This window comes from Sphingomonas sp. RIT328 (assembly GCF_000632225.1).
In the GTDB taxonomy this organism is placed as follows: domain Bacteria; phylum Pseudomonadota; class Alphaproteobacteria; order Sphingomonadales; family Sphingomonadaceae; genus Sphingomonas; species Sphingomonas kyungheensis.
In genome coordinates this window covers 13,803-32,005 of sequence record NZ_JFYV01000010.1, presented here as the reverse complement: position 1 = coordinate 32,005, position 18,203 = coordinate 13,803, and the positions used below count along the sequence as shown (strand labels likewise).

11 protein-coding genes are annotated in these 18,203 nt (G+C 64.0%); 4 read left to right on the top strand and 7 right to left on the bottom strand.

Going from position 1 to position 18,203, the window contains the following annotated elements:
- Window positions 1-37: 37 nt before the first annotated feature.
- From BW41_RS05620 to rfbC, 5 genes are all read right to left on the bottom strand, one after another.
- Entirely contained in the window at window positions 38-7,105 is a 7,068-nt protein-coding gene (locus BW41_RS05620) for an autotransporter outer membrane beta-barrel domain-containing protein (RefSeq protein WP_235199578.1), read from the bottom strand.
- 112 nt (window positions 7,106-7,217) lie between these two features.
- On the bottom strand, window positions 7,218-8,087 hold the full coding sequence (gene rfbA, locus BW41_RS05615; protein WP_037532308.1) for a glucose-1-phosphate thymidylyltransferase RfbA: 870 nt from the start codon (window positions 8,085-8,087) through the stop codon (window positions 7,218-7,220).
- The gene (gene rfbD, locus BW41_RS05610; RefSeq protein WP_037532305.1) at window positions 8,084-8,986 is read right to left on the bottom strand and encodes a dTDP-4-dehydrorhamnose reductase; all 903 of its coding nucleotides are present in this window, start codon (window positions 8,984-8,986) and stop codon (window positions 8,084-8,086) included. The genes rfbA and rfbD overlap by 4 nt, the downstream gene beginning before the upstream one ends.
- A gap of 39 nt (window positions 8,987-9,025) precedes the next feature.
- Window positions 9,026-10,078 carry a dTDP-glucose 4,6-dehydratase gene (rfbB, locus tag BW41_RS05605; RefSeq protein ID WP_037532302.1) on the bottom strand — a complete coding sequence of 351 codons (1,053 nt, stop codon included), beginning with the start codon at window positions 10,076-10,078 and terminating at the stop codon, window positions 9,026-9,028.
- 11 nt (window positions 10,079-10,089) lie between these two features.
- Window positions 10,090-10,662, bottom strand: coding sequence for a dTDP-4-dehydrorhamnose 3,5-epimerase (gene rfbC / locus BW41_RS05600; RefSeq protein WP_037532299.1), 573 nt, complete (start codon window positions 10,660-10,662; stop codon window positions 10,090-10,092).
- Between the two features lie 391 nt (window positions 10,663-11,053).
- Here rfbC and BW41_RS05595 point away from each other — a divergent pair, with 391 nt between their 5' ends.
- Genes BW41_RS05595 through BW41_RS20425 form a run of 4 tightly spaced genes read left to right on the top strand, consistent with a single transcriptional unit; the run spans window position 11,054 to window position 14,407 of the window.
- Entirely contained in the window at window positions 11,054-12,094 is a 1,041-nt protein-coding gene (locus BW41_RS05595) for a ketoacyl-ACP synthase III (protein WP_235199603.1), read from the top strand.
- 25 nt (window positions 12,095-12,119) lie between these two features.
- Entirely contained in the window at window positions 12,120-12,335 is a 216-nt protein-coding gene (locus BW41_RS05590) for an acyl carrier protein (RefSeq protein ID WP_037532297.1), read from the top strand.
- Window positions 12,244-13,386, top strand: a complete 1,143-nt coding sequence (locus BW41_RS05585; RefSeq protein WP_327195571.1) for a ketoacyl-ACP synthase III — start codon at window positions 12,244-12,246, stop codon at window positions 13,384-13,386. Before BW41_RS05590 ends, BW41_RS05585 begins: the two co-directional genes overlap by 92 nt.
- A complete protein-coding gene (locus tag BW41_RS20425; protein WP_037532290.1) occupies window positions 13,379-14,407 on the top strand; it encodes an aromatic ring-hydroxylating oxygenase subunit alpha in 1,029 nt (342 codons plus the stop codon). The genes BW41_RS05585 and BW41_RS20425 overlap by 8 nt, the downstream gene beginning before the upstream one ends.
- A gap of 361 nt (window positions 14,408-14,768) precedes the next feature.
- Here BW41_RS20425 and BW41_RS20875 read toward each other — a convergent pair whose 3' ends face one another.
- Both BW41_RS20875 and BW41_RS05575 read right to left on the bottom strand, forming a co-directional pair.
- A complete protein-coding gene (locus tag BW41_RS20875; RefSeq protein ID WP_152542136.1) occupies window positions 14,769-16,004 on the bottom strand; it encodes a hypothetical protein in 1,236 nt (411 codons plus the stop codon).
- Entirely contained in the window at window positions 16,001-18,202 is a 2,202-nt protein-coding gene (locus BW41_RS05575; RefSeq protein WP_051583272.1) for a GumC family protein, read from the bottom strand. Before BW41_RS05575 ends, BW41_RS20875 begins: the two co-directional genes overlap by 4 nt.
- Window position 18,203 lies beyond the last annotated feature (1 nt).

Genomic DNA, 18,203 nt, shown 5'->3' with positions numbered 1-18,203 from the left:
GATGCGGTCCCCGAGCAAGGGGACCGCATCCGCCCGATCAGAACCGCAGCCGCACGCCGGTGCTGATGCTCTCCTGATGATCGTCGCGCCCGGTCTGCGACGAGACGGTGCTGAACAGGTCGAGTCGGGTGGTCAGGCGGTAGGCGAGGCCTGCCGCGGCGGTGCCGACCAGATCGGCGCGTGCCGCACCCAGCGCGGTCAGGCCGAGGCCGCCGCCCGCATAGCCGCCGAGCGCCTCGGTCCGGTTGCCCTTGAACTGGTAGCGCAGCCCGAGCGAGACGAACGGCCGCAGCGGCGCCTTCGAGGCATCGCTGCGTGCGAAGGTCAGCCCGGCGTCGGCGAAGCCGGCGACGTGACGGTCGCGCGCGACGCTGAGCGCGAAGACGCTGCCCGTCTCGGTGAGCGCGGCGCGGGTGGTGCGGACCAGCGTCAGCCCGGCACGGGGCCGCAGCGTCCAGTCGGTCGACAGGCCGAGGTCGTAGCTCAGCGACAGGTCGCTGACCCAGCTGTGCAGCCCGTAGCTCGCACTCGCGCTGCCCGCGCCGGGCAGGGCGCGCGTGCTATGTGCCGTGCCGCCATCGTAGAGGATCGCGGCGGTGACGCCGAGCCCGCCGGGGACGGCATAGCGCGCCTCGACACCGGCAACCGCGCCGTTGAGCTTGGTGCGCGCGGCGAGCGCGTCGATCTGCTGGCGGTCGTTGAGATAGCCGGCGAAGGCACCGACGCTCCACGTCGCATCACCGATGCCGATGCCGCCGAGGAAGCCATAGCTCTGACTGCGCGTCGCCGCGGTTCCCGCCGCAGCGTCCGCACCGAGCCGGTGCCAGCCGCCGAGCATCTGCGCGAAGGTGAAGAGGCGGACGTCCTCGCTATCGGTCGCCAGACCCGGCCCGCGCGCGGTCGCGGCGAGCGCGAGCGCATTGTCGACGCCGATCTGGCTCGCCGAGGCATAGGTCTCCGGCGTGAGGCGGGCGAAGGCGGCGGCATCGGACGTGCCGTTGGCGGTGAGCAGCGCCGGGAGCGCGGCGAACAGCGCGCTGTCCGCCGGCTGCGCGACGATCGCGCGGTTGGCGTAGGCGATGCTGCGGCTGATCTGCGCGTTGGTGCCGGCCGGATCGAGGAACTGGCCGAGCAGCTGGAGGCGATCGCCACGCTGGACGACGAAGCCGAACAGGCTGTCGGGCTTGAGGATCGTCGCATAGCTGCCGGTGATGCCGCCGCTGGCGGTGATCAGGTCGTAGCTGGTGCCGGGGCGCAGCGTCCCGCTCGGTGCGAGCTGCAGCGTCGCGCCCGGGGCGATCGTCACCGTACCGTTGACGACGAGCTTGTCGGACACGGTCGGCGTGATCTCGAACAGCGACACCGAGCCCGACTGGAGCGCGACATTGCCGTTGACGGTCATCGTCCCCGGCGACGCGCCGGGGCTGAGGATGCCGGCGACGTTGACATTGCCGTTGACCGTGCCCGCCGAGCCGAAGGTCGCACCGGGCCGGATCAGGAACTGGTCCGCCGACAGCGTCGAGCCCGCCAGCCCGACAAGTCGACCACCCGACATGTCGACAGTGCCGAGCGCGGCATTGCCCGAGACGGTGGCGAAGCCGTCGCTCATCGACAGCGCGGCGACCTGCGCGATGCTGCCGAAGGCGACCGGCGCCGCGGCATTGCCGCCCGAGATCGCGATCGTATTGCGGCCGGCGCCGCCGTCGACCGATCCGGCGAAGCGGCCGGCGATGGTCAGGCGATTGTCGTCGTCGCCGAAGCGGAGCTGGCCGGTGGTCAGCGCCGCATTGGCGAGCACGGCAAGGTTGCCGGTGCCGCCGACCCGGTCGAACGCATAGGTGCCGGCGAGCGACAGCGTGCCGCTGCCTTCGGTGGTCAGTGTCGCGAAGCCGGTCAGCGCGTCGGTCAGCGTCCGGTCGCCGGCAAGGGCGACGGTCGCACTGCCCTGACCACCACCGGCAACGCTGCCGACCAGGGTGCCACCCGCGGCGAGGCGGAAGCGGGTGTTGCCGGTGCCGAGATCGATGACTCCGGCGAGCGTGCCGCCGTCGGCGACGGTGAGCTGCGTATCGGCGGTGGTGAAGGCGAGGGGGGCTGCGGCGCTGCCGAGCGTCCCCGCGACGGTCAGCGCGCTACCGGTCAGCGCGACGCGCTCGAACCCGGTCGCGCTGCCGACCAATGTCACCGGCGCGGCCGTGGTGAAGGCGAGCGTGTCGGTGCCGCTGCCGCCGTCGTAACGGCCCATCGCGACCGACGTACCGAGCGCGAGCGTGTCGTCGCCGCCACCCAGCGCGACGCGGGCGATGTCGCCGTCGACGCGCAGGGTTTCAGCGGCATCCGATCCGGTGACGCCGGTGATGCGATAGCCGGCGAGCGTCAGGTCGGCGCTGGCGCCGTTCAGCGCGAGGCTGGTGAAATCCTGGTCGAGCGTCAGGCGCAGCGTGCCGGTACCGCCGACCGCGAGCCGTTCGAAGCCGGTGCGCGCGCCGATGCCGCTGCGGTCGCCGGCGAGGACGACCGAGTAGAGATCGTCGCCGGCACCACCGTCGACGATACCGGTGACACGGCTGTTCGGCCCTTCGACGAAGGTGTCGTTGCCCGCGCCGAGCGCGACCGCGCCGAGGATGGTGCCGTTGTTGATCACCGTCTCGTCGCCGCTGCTGCCGGTCAGCGCGACCGGGCCGCTGGTCGCCAGCGTATCGCCCGCGGCGACGGTGATGGTGCCGCCAGCCAGGCCGATCGTGTCGAAGCCGAAGCTGCCGAGATAGTTGACGTTGCCCTGGCCGGTCTGGCTGAGGCCCTCGAACCGGACGAACTGCGCGGCGTTGATCGTGCCGCCGCCGGTCGCATCGACGATCAGCATGTCGGTGCCGTCACCGCCGTCGACCGTGCCGGTCAGCGTGGCATTGGCCTGCTGGAGGAAGATGTCGTCGCCGGCGCCGAGGAACACGTCGCCGGTGAGCGTGCCGCGATTCTCGATCCGGTCGTTGCCGCCGCCGAGCGCGATCGAGCCGATGATCGTGCCGGTGTTGACGATGCGGTTGTCGGCGTCGCCGACGGTCTGGATCGCGCCGGCGAGCCGGTCGCTGCCGAGGTAGTAGGACAGGTAATCGTTGCGGGCGAGCGCGGTGCCGTTGCTGCCGCGGATCGTGCCGGCGTTGGTAAGGTCGAGGCCGCCTTCGCTGAAGATGGCGGTGGAAAGCGTGCCGGTCGCCTCGATCGTGCCCGCCGCGGTGTTGGTGATCTGCGTCCGGTTGGTCAGCGTCGTATAGCTGTGCACGGCGAGCGCCGGCGCGCTGCCGTAGACCGGCGCGGCCCCGGCATAGGGATCGGCGGGCAGCGGGGTGCCGCCGCCATTGGCGCGGATCGTACCGCTGTTGGTCAGCGTGACCGCGGTGCGTGGCGCCGCAGCCGTGTTGTAATCCTCCACATAGAGCGCAACGGCGGTGCCGCCATCCGCGGTCGCCGCGATCGTGCCGCTGTTGTCGAGCGATACCGTCGCACCGGCGCTGCCGCCGTAGGAGGAAAGGAACACGGCATTATGGGGGGCAGTGATCGTGCCACTATTGGTCATCGCCAGCGTCGAAGGGGCCGGCGTGTCCGCCGGAGAGGACGTGTAGGGCGTATAATGATCAGCGGTGACCCCGCCGGTGATCGTGCCGCTGTTGGCGATCTTTGCCGACCCGGAGGCCGATAGAGAGAGCGCCGCGGTGCCACCAATGTTGATCAGCGTGCCCGTGTTGGTCACCGCCAGAACATCGTACAGCCTTAGCGCCGGACCGGCCAGTGTGGCGCTGCCGAGCGTGCCGCTGTTGGTGAAGGCGGCGAGCGGTGCCTGCGGGGCAGTGTAATAGGAGCTGCTCGTACCGCTCGACACGCCGCCGAGGATTGTCGCGGTGTTGATGATCGATCCGTCGCCCGAGACGAGCACGGCGGTGGTGACCGGATCGGCGGCAGTGATCGTCACCGTGGTGTCCGTGCCGATCGCGCGCACGCCTTCCCGTTCAAAATTGATCAGCGACGCCGGCATCGTGCCGAGCGCGATGCTGCCGCTGGCTGTGCGCGCGTGGACGAAGGTGTCGATACCGCCGCCGCCGTCAACTGTCCCGCTGACTCCGATGACGTCGTCGATCGCGACCAGCTGATCGTCGCCGCTGCCAAAGCGCAGGTCGCCGGTCAGCGTGCCGCCTTCGGCGATATAGGTGGCGGGGAGAGAGCTGACGCCGCCATAGCTCGAATAGCCGAGGTCGACTGAGCCAGTGATCGTCCCGGCGTTACGGATCGTGCCGCCTGCCATGCGGATCGCCGTGCCTGCCCCGCCGGCGATCGTGCCGCCGGCAAGATTGCTGACGGTGACGCCGTAGGAATAGCCCGAGAAGGAAAGGCCGATCGCCGCGCCGCTCGAGCTGGCGATCCGGCCGGTATTGGTGATGGTGCCGCCATTATAGCCGGCCAGCATCACCGCGGTGCCCGCGACATCGATCGAGCCGCTGTTGGTGAGATCGGTAACGTCGCTGATCCCGATCGCGGTGCCGCCACCGGCCGCCCGGATGATCGCGCCGCTATTGGTGATGCTCAGCGCGCCAGAGATGCCGATGGCATTATCGAGTGTAATCGTGCCGCTGTTGACGACGCTCTTGCCGCCGGAAATCGCGGCGATGATGCTGTAGTTCGGCGTGGCGCGATCACGGACGATGATCGTGCCAGCATTGGTGAAGGTATCATCATTGGTCAGCGCTATCGCCGTATAGGGATAGCTGTAGGAGCTGGCAGCGGGCCGGTCGAGCGTCAGCGCGCCGCGACTGGTGATGACGAGCCCGCGGGCCGCCGGCTGCGTCTCGCCTGGCGCGACCAGCAGCGACGTGACCTGGATCGCCGGCTGGCTGGTGCTGGCGATTGTGGCGTTGAGATCGACGACGCCTTCGCCGGCAAGCGTCAGTGGCGCGATCGAACCGGAGACCTGTGTCGCGCCGCCGGTCAGCGTCAGCGTCGCACCGTCATAGAGATCGTAGCCGATGCCGGCGAAGCCGGGCAGCGTGGTGAGACTGGTCGCGGTATCGCTGCGAACGCGGTAGCGCAGCGTCGAATTGGTTGCCGTGACCGTGCCAGTGATGCCGGCAATCCGCCCGCCGCCGCTGCCAGCGAATTCCGTAACCAGTACGTCATTGGTGCCGAGCGTCAAATTGCCGTTCACCACGCCGCCCGCCAGCGCGAAGAAGCGGTTGGCGCTGTAGCTGCTGCTATAGATGCCGCCGACCAGCCGCACGTCGCCGTTGATCGTGCCGGCATTGGCGATCGTCGCCTGCCACAGTCCGGTTTCTACACCGGCAACACCACCGTTGATCGTGCCGCCGGTGCGATTGTCGAGGGTGCCCGAATAACCGACCAGGACGCCGGTGCCGGGAGAGGTGATCGTCCCGGTGTTGACCAGCCGCGTGTTAATGAGGGCACCGGCGATCTTGCCCTCAATGAGGCCTCTGTTGGTCAAGGCATCACTGGCATATCCTGATAGGAGCAGGCCCGTGCCAGCGGTCGAACGGATCGTCCCGGCGTTGGTGAAGTTGGTGGAGTCGACCGACACGCCGGTATCGGTGGCGGTGATCGTTCCGGTCGCGGTGTTGACGAAGCTACCCGAGCTTTGTGCCGACACGCCGTTGGCCGCTGCGGTGATCGTACCGCTATTCTCGAACCGCGTCGCGTAGGGGCGAAGATCAATCGCATAATCGGTCGCGGTGCCGCCGGTGGCGGTGATCGCCCCGGCGTTGACGAAGCTCGGGCGGTTGTCAGGATCATAGTCGCCGACCCGCACCACCTTGCCGGCGCCGCTCAGGGTCGTCCGGTTGACCACTGTGCCCTTGCCGGTGATCTCCAGCAAACCGGGCGCGGCAAAGCCGTCGGCGAGCGTGGTGGTGATTTCGGTCTCGGGTGCGAGGCTGAGCTGTTCGAAATTGGTCGGCAGCGCAATCACGCGCGCCAGCGTGGTATCGCCGGCAAAGCGGACCTGCACCGTATCGGTGCCGCCGCCGCCGTCGATCACGCCGGTGATGCCGGTCACCAGCCCATTGTTCCAACCGGCGATAAGCGTGTCGCTGCTGGCTCCGAAGGTGACGGAGCCGTTGATCGTACCCGCGCGGGAATCGATCGTGCTGGGGGCGGGAACGAACGCTTGAACCGCAGTGACGATATTGCCGTTGATCGTGCCGGCATTGGTTAGCGTCAGATAGTTATCGGCGCTGATCGCGGTCGCACCGGCGGTGATCCGTCCGGTTGCGGCGTTGGTGATCGAGAGGCTGGTACCGGCGATCGCCGCGCCGCTACCGGTGTTGGCGATCGTGCCGCTATTGGCCAATGTCGCGTTCGACGGTAGATTGGCGAGCGTCGCGGCGCTGCTTGCCGCGGTGATCGTGCCGCTGTTGGCGAGCGTGCGATAAGTGGCATAGCCATAGCCCCAGTCGATCGCACTGCGGGTGCCGCCATCAATGGTGCCGGCATTGTCGAGCGTACTGACCGCGCCACTGATCGCGCCGATCGTCCCCGTCGCGCGATTGGTGATCGCGAAGCTGCCATAGCCGGGGGTGGTGGCGAGCAGCGCAATGCCGCTGGTGCCGGTCAGCGTGCCGCTGTTGTCGATCGTCGCGACCGGGCTGCCATAGCCATAGCCTGTGCTGGTGCTGCGACCAATGACGACCGCATTGCTGCCGGTGACGCTGCCCCCTTGCGCGACGGTGAGGTCGAGCCGGGCGTCATAATAGCCATAGCCAGTCGCCGCCGGTTGCCACAGCAGGCTGACCCCCGGCTGCGTGCCGCCGTCGACCGTGCCGGCGACCGCAACGCTGACGGCGCTGCCGTAACTGGTCGACGGCAGCGCCACCGCGATCCCCGGCCGGCTGCCGCCTTGCACCGTCGCGCCAGCGGGAACGTTGACCGTCGTGCCGTAGGTGGTGACGACGAGCCCGTCGCTGTCGGTGCCGGTGCAGTTGGTGGCGGTGTTCGTCTGGGTGGGATCGGGTGCGCATTGCGCGAACGCGGGCGCGGCCGCGACCATTGCCAGCGCCATGCCACTCGTCTGCAGCGCGCGCACCCGTACCCGCCGCGTCGACGTCATCGTCCCGATCATATTAGAACCCCCCGGTATATGGCGAACGTGGTAAGATGCCGCCGGGGTCCTGTCTAGATGGGTAAAGGTCTATGACGGGTTAAGATGTCTTTTACCGGGATCAGTTGCGATCCACCGCCTTCAGGATCGCCCGCCCATAGGCGGTCTTCTTGAACATCTCGCCCCGCACCCGCGCCTCATCTGCGGAAATAAAGCCCTGCTCGTAGGCGATTTCTTCGAGGCAGGCGATCTGAATGCCCTGACGGTGCTGCAGCGTGCGCACGAACTCCGACGCCTCGAGCAGGCTGTCGTGGGTGCCGGTGTCGAGCCAGGCATAGCCGCGGCCCATCTGCTCGACGTAGAGGTCGCCCGCCTCCATGTAGAGCCGGTTGAGATCAGTGATCTCGAGCTCACCACGGGCCGAAGGCTTGAGGTTGCGAGCCAATTCGACCACGCGATTGTCGTAGAAATAGAGGCCGGTCACCGCATGGTTGGACTTGGGCTGCGCGGGCTTTTCTTCGAGGCTGATGGCCTTGCCGCCTTCGCCGAACTCGACCACGCCATAGCGCTCGGGATCCTCGACACGATAACTGAACACCGTGGCGCCCGTGGGTCTCGCGACGGCGTTGGCGAGCAGTTCGGTGAGATGCGCACCGAAGAAGATATTGTCGCCGAGCACCAGCGCGACATTGTCATCACCGATGAAGTCGGCGCCGATCGTGAACGCCTGCGCGAGGCCGTCGGGACTCGGCTGTTCGGCATAGTCGATGCGCAGCCCGAACGGCGAGCCGTCCCCGAACAGCCGGCGGTAATTGTCGAGATATTCGGGGCTCGAGATGATCAGCACGTCGCGGATGCCGGCGAGCATCAGCACCGACAGCGGATAATAGATCATCGGCTTGTCGTAGACCGGCAGCAACTGCTTGTTGACCGCCAGCGTCGCCGGATGGAGCCGGGTGCCCGAACCCCCGGCGAGAATGATGCCCTTCATTGCGGTACTCCGATCAGTTCGTCGAGAATGTCCGCCAGGGCCGCGTCCCACGGCCGCGGGTCGATGCCGTAAGCGGTGCGGATGGCGTCGTGGCTGAGCAGGGAATTGGCCGGGCGTCGCGCCGGCGTGGGATAGTCGCTGGTCGCGATCCCCTCGACCGCAGCGGTCGGGCCGCCGCGTGCGGCGCTCTGCCGGAAGATCTCGCACGCGAAACCGGCCCAGTCGGTCGCGCCGGCGTTGCTGAAGTGGAAGGTGCCGGTCGGCGCGTGCGGATCGTCGGCGAGCCGCATCGCGATGGTCGCGAGCGCGCCTGCGAGATCGGCCGCGCTGGTCGGGCTGCCCTGCTGGTCGGCGACGACGCGCAACTGGTCGCGGTCGGCCGCGAGGCGCAGCATCGTCCTGACGAAATTGGCGCCGCCCGCCGACACGACCCAGGCGGTGCGGACGATCGCGGCACGCCCGCCGGCGGTGCGCACCGCCAGCTCGCCGCCCAGTTTCGACGCGCCATAGACGCTGAGCGGACCGACCGGATCGTCGACCTGCCACGCGCCCTGCCGGTCGCCGGCGAAGACATAATCGGTCGAGACCTGGACGAGCGGGATCGCCGCCGCGGCGCAGGCGGCGGCAAGCGCGGCGGGGGCGAGCGCGTTGACCGTCCAGGCGGTGACGACGTCGCTCTCCGCCTTGTCGACCGCGGTATAGGCCGCGGCGTTGATCACCGCCGCCCATGGCCGGCCGTCATGCCCCGCGGCGATGGCCGCGGTGAGTGCGGCAGGATCGCCGAGATCGAACGCATCGCGGCCGAGCGCGACCGCGTGCCAGCCGTCCGGCCAGGCATAACGCGCGAGCTCGCGGCCGAGCTGGCCGTTGCCGCCGGTGACGAGGACGGCGCGGGTCATCGCCGCGCCGCCATGTCGACAGGTCGAAGGTTCGACATATCAGGCCGCGATGCCGCGGCGTTCGGAGGCCTTTGCCGCGACGAGCGGCCGCCACCATGACTCGTTATCGAGATACCAGCGGATCGTCTTCTCGATACCGGTCTCGAACGTCTCCTGCGGGCGCCAGCCGAGCTCGTCGTTGATCCGGCTGGCGTCGATCGCATAGCGTTTGTCGTGGCCGGGCCGGTCGGCGACCGAGGTGATCTGTTCGGCATAGGAGCGGCCGTCGTCGCGCGGGCGCAGCCGGTCGAGGATCGCGCAGAGCGTGTGCACCACCTCGATGTTCTGCTTCTCGTTATGCCCGCCGACATTGTAGGTGCGGCCGACCGCGCCGCGCTCGAACACCGCCTGCAGCGCGCGGACGTGATCCTCGACATAGAGCCAGTCGCGCACCTGGTCGCCCTTGCCGTAGACCGGCAGCGGCTCGCCGGCGAGCGCCTTGGCGATCATCAGCGGGATCAGCTTCTCGGGGAAGTGGTAGGGGCCGTAATTGTTCGAGCAATTGGTGATCAGCACCGGCAGGCCATAGGTATGGCCCCAGGCCTGGACGAGATGGTCCGACCCCGCCTTCGACGCCGAATAGGGCGAGCGCGGATCATAGGGCGTCTCTTCGGTGAACAGGCCGGTGTCGCCGAGGCTGCCATAGACCTCGTCGGTCGAAATATGGTGGAAGCGGAACGCCGCACGCGCCGCCTCGTCGAGCGTCTGCCAATAGGAACGCGTCTCGGCGAGCATCGTATAGGTGCCCACGACATTGGTCTGCACGAACGCGCCGGGGCCGTCAATCGAGCGGTCGACATGGCTTTCCGCGGCGAGATGCGTGACGATCTCGGGCCTGAACTCGGCGATCGCGGCGCGGACCGCCGCGGCATCGCAGATGTCGCTCTGGACGAAGCGGTAGCGGTTGCTGTTCGCGACGCGCTCGACGGTCGACAGCGTGCCGGCATAGGTCAGCTTGTCGAAGTTGAGCACCTCGTGGGCGGTGTTCTCGATCAGGTGGCGGACGAGCGCCGAGCCGATGAAGCCGGCCCCGCCGGTGACGAAGATGCGCATGTCTGGGTCCTTCAGGCGAGGGGGGCGAGCGGCCGGCCGTCATAGGGGAAGGGGCTGTCGAAATCGGCGAGAGCCGGCTGGGCCTTGTCCTTGTCGCTGAGCTCGGGGGTGACGCCGGCGGGGAGCGGCCAGTCGATGCCGACGCTGTCCCAGCGAATGCCGCCGTCGGCCTCCGGCGCATAGGTGTCCGAACATTTGTAGGTCACCTCGCAATCGGGCTCGAGCGTGACGAAGCCGTGCGCGAAGCCGATCGGGATGAAGAGCTGGTCGCCGTTCTCGGCGCTGAGTTCGGCGCCGACCCACTGGCCGTAGGTGGGCGAGCCACGCCGCACGTCGACCGCGACGTCGAAGATCCGGCCGCGGATGCAGCGGACGAGCTTGTCCTGCCCGCGCGGCGGGGTCTGGAAGTGGAGGCCGCGCAGGGTATGGGCGGGGGCGGAGAGGGAGTGGTTGTCCTGCACGAAGGTGCAGGTGATGCCGAGCGCGGCGAAGGTCGAGAGATTGTAGGTTTCGGTGAACCAGCCCCGGGCGTCGCCATGGCGCTTCGGCGCGATCAATTGCACGGGATAAGAAGCTTTGGTCATGGCAGGGTCACTATCGGCGGCCTCTGCAATAGGCAATGAACCTCTTGAACCGGCAATTTCCTTATGACCGCAACCCAACATAGAGGCCTCGGCACCATAAACCCGCCTGCTTCTTCACCTGCGGTCATGCGCGACGACATTGGTCGGCCTCAGGTTGCCGCTGGATGAAAAAAACTGAGATCACGCCAGACTAACTGTCTCGCGGGCCTTTGGAAACAGGAGGCAGCCTTCGCGAATGGCAGTTCAGAAATCTGACAGCAGGTCAGGCAGGTGCCAGTCAATGCCACCCGCTGTGGATAGCAGCGTTGCAGGAGTATCCTTGCGGTTGGCACTAGACGACCACTAGGTCCTGCTGTAGGAACAGCAGCAGCAACGAGACTTCAGCTTGATCGTGCCATCTCTACCCACCGCTCCCCGCATCACGGCCCGTATAGCTGCGATTGCCACGCATGTTCCCGATCGAGTGCTCTCCAATGAGCAGCTAGCGGCAATTTTCCCCGATTGGTCAGCCGACAAGATTTTGGAGAAAACTGGGATTCGAGAGCGGCGAATCGCCGCACCGGGTGAGACCGCGCTCGATCTAGCAACGGCTGCGGCGACCACCCTGTTTATGCGCGAACCAGAAGCGCGGGAAGAAATAGATTTTCTCATCCTGTGCACCCAGGCTCCCGATCACGTCCTGCCAACCACTGCTTGCCTCTTGCAAGACCGATTAGGGCTTTCAACTAAGGTTGGAGCGTTGGACATCAATCTTGGCTGTTCGGGATTTGTCTACGGCCTATCACTGGCGGCCGGATTGATCGGGAGCGGGGTCGCTCGGACAGTATTGCTGGTGACGGCCGACACCTACTCAAAGTATATCCATCCTCTCGACAAGAGTGTGCGTACGCTGTTCGGCGATGGTGCTGCAGCCACGTTGATTCGAGGGGGGCAAGAGGCCGATAGCACGCTTGGCCCCTTCGTTTTTGGCACCGATGGTAGCGGTGCCGATCGCCTAATCGTTCCTGCCGGCGCGTTCCGCCGACCGAGTTCCCCCGAAACAGCCATCGAAATCGAGGATCGCTCCGGCAACGTGCGTAGCGAAGACCATCTGTTCATGGATGGGGCGGCTGTCCTAAACTTTACCTTGCGTGAGGTGCCCCGCACCTTTCGACGCCTGCTTGCCCTTTCTGAATTAACGGTCACCGACTTAGATGCGGTGGTTTTGCATCAAGCGAATAAGTTCATGATCGACACGTTGCAGAAGAAGCTGGGCCTTCCCGACGCGCTCGTGCCGCGCCGTTACGAGCTGATTGGCAATACCGTTTCCTCCACGATCCCGTTCGTGCTGGAACAGGAATGGGCTGCCGGGCGGCTCCGCCCAGGCTCAAAGGCGGCGCTGATAGGTTTTGGCGTTGGCTTATCCTGGGCCGGGGCGTTAGTGGGCTTCTGAAACGATAAAGACGGAAACGAGTACGATGTCGCAATTTTACGAAGGAATGGCCGAAATCTTGGATGTCGATGTAACTGATATCGACCCTGGATATGAACTCGGCGAGGCATGGGACTCGTTGGCGATCGTGTCCACTATAGCACTGATTGATGAAGTGTATGATCGATCGGTCAGCCCCGATGCCTTGGGGCAATGCACCACCGTCGGCGAGGTCGAGGCACTCGCGACTGCGGCAGCGTGAGATGACACCCGGGCGTTCCGTTTCTCTCTCTGGCAGCCGGATCGCTGGGGTCGTGTCCTGTGTGCCAGCTCAGCAGGTCGACAACAGGTCGTTTATGACGCGCTTTGGGGACAAGGCAGCCGAAATCGAGAAGATGACCGGCGTGCGCCAACGTCATTGGGTCGATGACGACATGACGACCGCTGATTTGTGCCAGCGTGCGGCGGAACGCCTGCTCGACCAGCTCGGCTGGGAGCGCGACAGTGTGGATGCGATCTTCCTGGTTACACAAACACCGGATTTCCGGTTACCCGCAACCGCGTGCGCGCTACAGGGACGGCTGGGTCTGGGGCAGCACGCACTGGCCTTTGACGTGAACTTAGGCTGCTCGGGTTATCCTTATGGCCTTTGGCTTGCGATGACGACGATCGCCTCGGGTACAGCCCGACGTGTACTGCTCCTGGCCGGCGACACGATCAGCCGGACCGTCGATCCCGAGGACCGCAGTACCGTAATGCTGTTCGGTGATGCTGGCACCGCGACCGCTGTTGAGGCGGACGCCGAGGGCGCGGCGAATTTCATCCTAGGTACCGACGGCACCGGCGAACGTCGTCTCATTATCGCCGGAGGTGCCTATCGCCGGAGTAAGGATAGTGCCGAAGGAATAGGGACGAACGCCGACGCCCTGTACATGGACGGTGGCGCTATCTTCAACTTCACGCTGGCGACGGTACCAAAACTGGTGTCGGCCACTGTGGAGCGCGCCGGGGGGGCAGAGGTCTTTGATGCCTTCCTCTTCCACCAAGCCAACGCCTTCATGTTGCGCCATCTCGCTAAGAAGTCAAAGCTGCCCAGCGACCGGGTGCCGATCAACATTGACCGCTTCGGCAACACCAGCAGCGCAACAATCCCGCTCCTGATGACGACCGACATTGCCGAGCGCCTAACGAGTACGAAAACGCGATTGGGCATGTTCGGTTTTGGTGTAGGGTTTTCCTGGGGATCGGTTGACATCATGGTCAACCCGCTCGCCTGTGCCGAGACAATCTACTTTGCGGGATTACATGAATAGCTTTGACGACGCTTCGGTGCGGCTGTGGAACGAAAACTGGCATCTGCTGGCGCATCGTTCTGAACTGGCTGAGGCACGCGATTTCGTCCGCTTCGATATTTTGGGTCGCGAAGTGGTGCTGTATCATGACGGTGCTTCCGTTATCGCCTTTGACAACCGTTGTCCTCATCGCGGGGCACGCATCTTTGACGGAGATGCCGGGCGGGAGCGCTTTCTCTGCCGCTATCACGGCTGGTCCTATGCCAAAGGGCGTGTATTTGTTGCCGACAAGGCCTCGCTGACGCATTGCTCTCTTGATCAAATATCTCTCAAGACTCTCCAGATCGCCTGGGTTGGCGACTATGCATTCGTATCGCCTGCGCCGGCGCGGTCGCTCGAAGAGCAGATGAGTGGACTTGTCCCAATGCTGGAGACGATGTCCTACGGTATTACTGCACGATGGGATTTTAACCGCTATCTGTACGAATCGGATTGGCGGATTGCGCTGGAAAACGCGCTGGAACCCTATCATGTATCGGCCATTCATCCCGAGACGTTGGCGACGTTGAAGCTAACGCCGGGTGAGAACCAGTACTTTGGATACAACTCGATCTGGTCATCGCCGCTGGGAGATGAACGGATGGTACGACGGATGCGCTCGTTGTCGCGGCTGTTTGATCTGCCACACCAGTTTGAGGGCTATGAGAGCCTTTATCTTTTTCCCTTCACGATGATATCATCGACGTTCGGCTTTTCGCAGTCGATCCAGCATTTCCTGCCATCCTCCATCGCAGAGCGGACGCACTTTACCAGCCGGCTCTTCGCAGGTCGGTTGCGTGCGTCAACCAAGCCCGAGCTGGTGGCACCATTCATTTCGTCCTCTGCCGCGATGAACCGCGCAGTGTTCGAAGAGGATCACTCCATCTGTCAACGCGTGCCGGCGGATACTTGGTCGATGGATCCGCCGCGCTTTTGGTCTGCTTCGGAAGAAAAGCTCATCCATTTCCGGCGCAGCTATCGCGAGGCGGTGTCGACCGCCTGATCCGGGCAACCTATCTTGATCCCGCCATTCGGGCGATGGTCAGCGCGACTGTGTCTTGACTTTCACCCGATCCTGTGCCGCTTTAAAGGACTTTATTTCGGTCACATCCGGATCGAAGGTGCGATCCAACCGATTGTTTAGTCGCGATGCGATCCTAGTGTCGAGGCGACCCTGGAGCCGTGATCCCGGTAGTTCAACTGACGACTTGATGCCCCCGGTTTGTCGTACACCGACTGTGCCAGCAGATGGCACACGCGTTTGTGAATGGGCGGCGCTTCCAAGAGACCACAAAGGTATAGCGGCGATTATTACGTAGGAAGGCCAGTTTTTAATAAGCTTCATAATCGAGACTCCTCTACGATCATGTTTTGATCGGCACAAGCGCAACGCGGTCGATCTGGCCCGATATTGCGGATACGGTGTCAGAGGGGCGCGCTACCAGCGACAACACCTGGGCACGACATCCTTCCGGTACCACAAATTCTCCTGAAAATATTCCGCCCAGCACCGAGGAATTCGGAACGTCGATACGTCCCAATTCACGACCATCTTCACGACAGGTCAGGATCCACTGAGGCGCTGCACTGTTCGGCTGGTCAATCTCCCGACTGTGACCGTTAAGTTGATAACGTCCCGGTGGCAGGATCTGTAGTTGCTCGAGCAGACGCCCGCCCACTGCAGCGGGAACAGTGAAGTCAAACAGACCGCCTGCACGATTGGCCTGGAGAGTCGCGTTAACGTCGTCACCACGTCCGACGACCCATTTGAACGGGACTGCTTCTTCCGTACTTGTGAAATGGGGATCACGTGACCTGCGGCGATCTGCATGTGGATGCGTTGCCGCGAAATAAGTCCAAGCTTGATCATACAATCGACGTTGGATCAAATGATCGATCACCAGCGCCCAAGCGGAATCCGTGACGGGAACAGCAGCGCGTTTGGCCGCAAGGAGAAGTTCGGCGCTCGCGATCTCATCAGGCGCGCTGGTAGCGACATAATCGATGAAACTGCTCCCCCAAGCGGGACGTGTTGAGAGCAGACGCACCAAAGGCAATCGAATGGTGTTATCCGTGATCGCCGCCGCGAGGATCGGAAATAGGAGGTCTGGTGCACGGTCTGACGTGCGCAACGCGATGTCATAGTGTCGCAGCGTAGCGGTGATATCACCGCGCGCCACGGAATCCTCTATAGCCCAAACCTGGGTCCGGAGATCACGCCGCGACAGCGTCTCCGCGTATCGAAAAAGTCGACGTGCTGATGCGACATCGCCACTGATATACTCATTAAGTCCCAAAGTAATGGCGGCGAGGCTTGCCGTTGGATCCTGCTGCAGAGCGAGTTGGGCTAGCCGGGTTGCGCGCGCCCTATCCTGAACATCGGTATTCGCCCCCGACAGGCTTTGTGCCAGTAGCGCTGTGATTCGCCCGTCGCCGGGTGCCAAGACATGGGCATGCTCGATCTGCCCCTTCAGAATCACCGATGCCGTAGTATGGGCGACGCTGGCATAACCGAGCGCTGCGCATGCCAAAAGCAAGACGCCACGGACAGTCCATTCGGCACCGGAACGCCTTTCACGCGGTCGGCGCCGCTTGCTCACGCGCGCTTCGTCCCGTTGTTTTTGCCGGACGTGCGACCATACCCGTAACCATATTCGTAACCGTAGCCGATATAGGCTTTTTTCGCTTCGAACTTCGTCAGCACCACACCCACTACGTGTGCGTGCGCGCCAGCTAGCCGAGAAAGAGCGGTTTTTACCATGCTGGACCGAATGCCGTGTGACTCCACGGCATAGATGACGCCCTCTACGTAGCTGGCAATCAGTGGCGCATCGGCCAGACCCATGACAGGCGGAGAGTCAATGACAACATGGTCATAAGTCTCCAATAACCGCTCGATTAGAATCGACAGTCGTGTTCCGGTCAGTAATTCGGCTGCATTTGGCGGAATTGGTCCCGACGACATCGCAGTAAAGCCGAGTTCGTCCATGTGGAAGACCAGCGGTGTGATGTCGTCCTGCCCCGACAAGAAGTTGCTCAACCCAGCGTCGTGACCGACCCCGCCCAGATGATGGATCGATGGTGACCGCATATCGCCGTCCACCAGGATGACCTTACGGTGAGAGCGGGCCAGTGTCGTGGCAAGCGCGAGCGCGGTGGTGGACTTGCCTTCAGCCGGTCGGGTGGATGTGACAGCGAACGATCGGGGCACACCATGTGCCGTAGTGAACGCAAGATTGGTCTGTACCGCCAGATAGGCGTCGACCATGTCCGACTTGCGATCAATCAGCGCCTCCTTCGGTGTGCCGCTGTCGAGCTTCGGCACCGAGCCCAACAAGGGCAGGCCCAACCGGCGACCTACTTCTTCTGGATCGGCGATCGCCTCGTCAATCTGCTCAAGCGCAAGCGCCAAGCCGGCCCCAATGATCAAGCCGGCCAATATGGCCAGCGCCAGATTAAGAATCAGTCTCGGGCTCGACGGCTTCTGTGGAACGTCGGCCAAATCTACGATCGAGATGTTGTTCACCCCGACTCCGCCGGCGACGCCGATCTCCTTATAACGCTGAAGGATACCGTCGTAGAGGGCGCGGTTGGTATCCACTTCCTGTTGATAAATATTGTATTGGATGCTGCGTCGACGAAGGTCGAGGTAATTGGCCTTCAGTTGCTCTACCCGCTGCTGCAATCCGCGCTCACGCTCCTGCGCCTGCTTATAATCGGCCAGCAGCGAGCCCGAAACCCTGCCCTCTTCGTTGCCAATCGCGCGATCAAGCTGTTCTAGCTGCGCCTTGATCGCGACTGCTGTGGGGTAACCCGGCTCGAACTGTGTCATGAGCCGCTGATAGTCGGCCGAAAGCTCTGCGCGACGTTGACGCAGCGTATTGATCGCTTGGTTACGCAATGCCTCGGGCGAGGCACCGCGATTGCCGGCCTGTTCGTAGCGGGCCTGCGCCTGAATTCGGTCGGCAGTTGCCTGCGCCAGGGCCGAATTGATTGCTGCCAGATCGTCGGCGACGATCGAGCGCTCGCCCGCTGCCCCGCCAGGACCTGGCTGAGAAGGCAAATTAATAATACGCTCGGACGAGGCGTAACCAACGAGTTGACGCTGTGACGCGTCCAGACGTTCCTTTAATTGTCCGAGTTGCCGTTGCAGCAGGTTGCGCCCGTAAGAGGTCGCCTGAACCTTGCGTTCAAGGTTGGTCTGGATGAAATTTTCCGCCCACGCATTGGCAATTTTTGCGGAGAGCGCCGCCTCGGGACTGGTAAATCGGACTTCCACCAAGCGGGAAAGCCGGGTCGGTTCGATCCCCAAATTCTTGAGAAGGATTTCACCAGCGCGTCGTTGACGATCGCTGCGTCCCGACGCGGGATAGCGACCGTTAACAAGTTCGAAAGCAGGCAGCGAACTGGAATCCCGGAACAACCGGAAGAACTTGGGATCGTCTACCAAGCGCAGTTGACTGGCCACCCGCTCAGCGAGGGATCGCGATCGGAGAAGGCCGTATTGGGTTTGGTAGAATTCCTGATCAGCCGCTGTGGCCTCGCGCTGAACGCTCTGGATACCGGTGATCACATCCGATTCACGGGATATCTCAATCGTCGACTGCGCCGTGAACTTAGGCGTCATCAACAACGTGACGATGATACCCGCCAGGATGCACGTGGTCACCGCGCCACCGATAACGTACCGCCAGCGCATAGCGATGCGAAGGTAGTGCCGGAGGACAGGTGTACGATCGGAGGGCATCGTTGAGGCGACGCCACCACCGCTGCCGGAGAGGGGAATGACCATATTCATT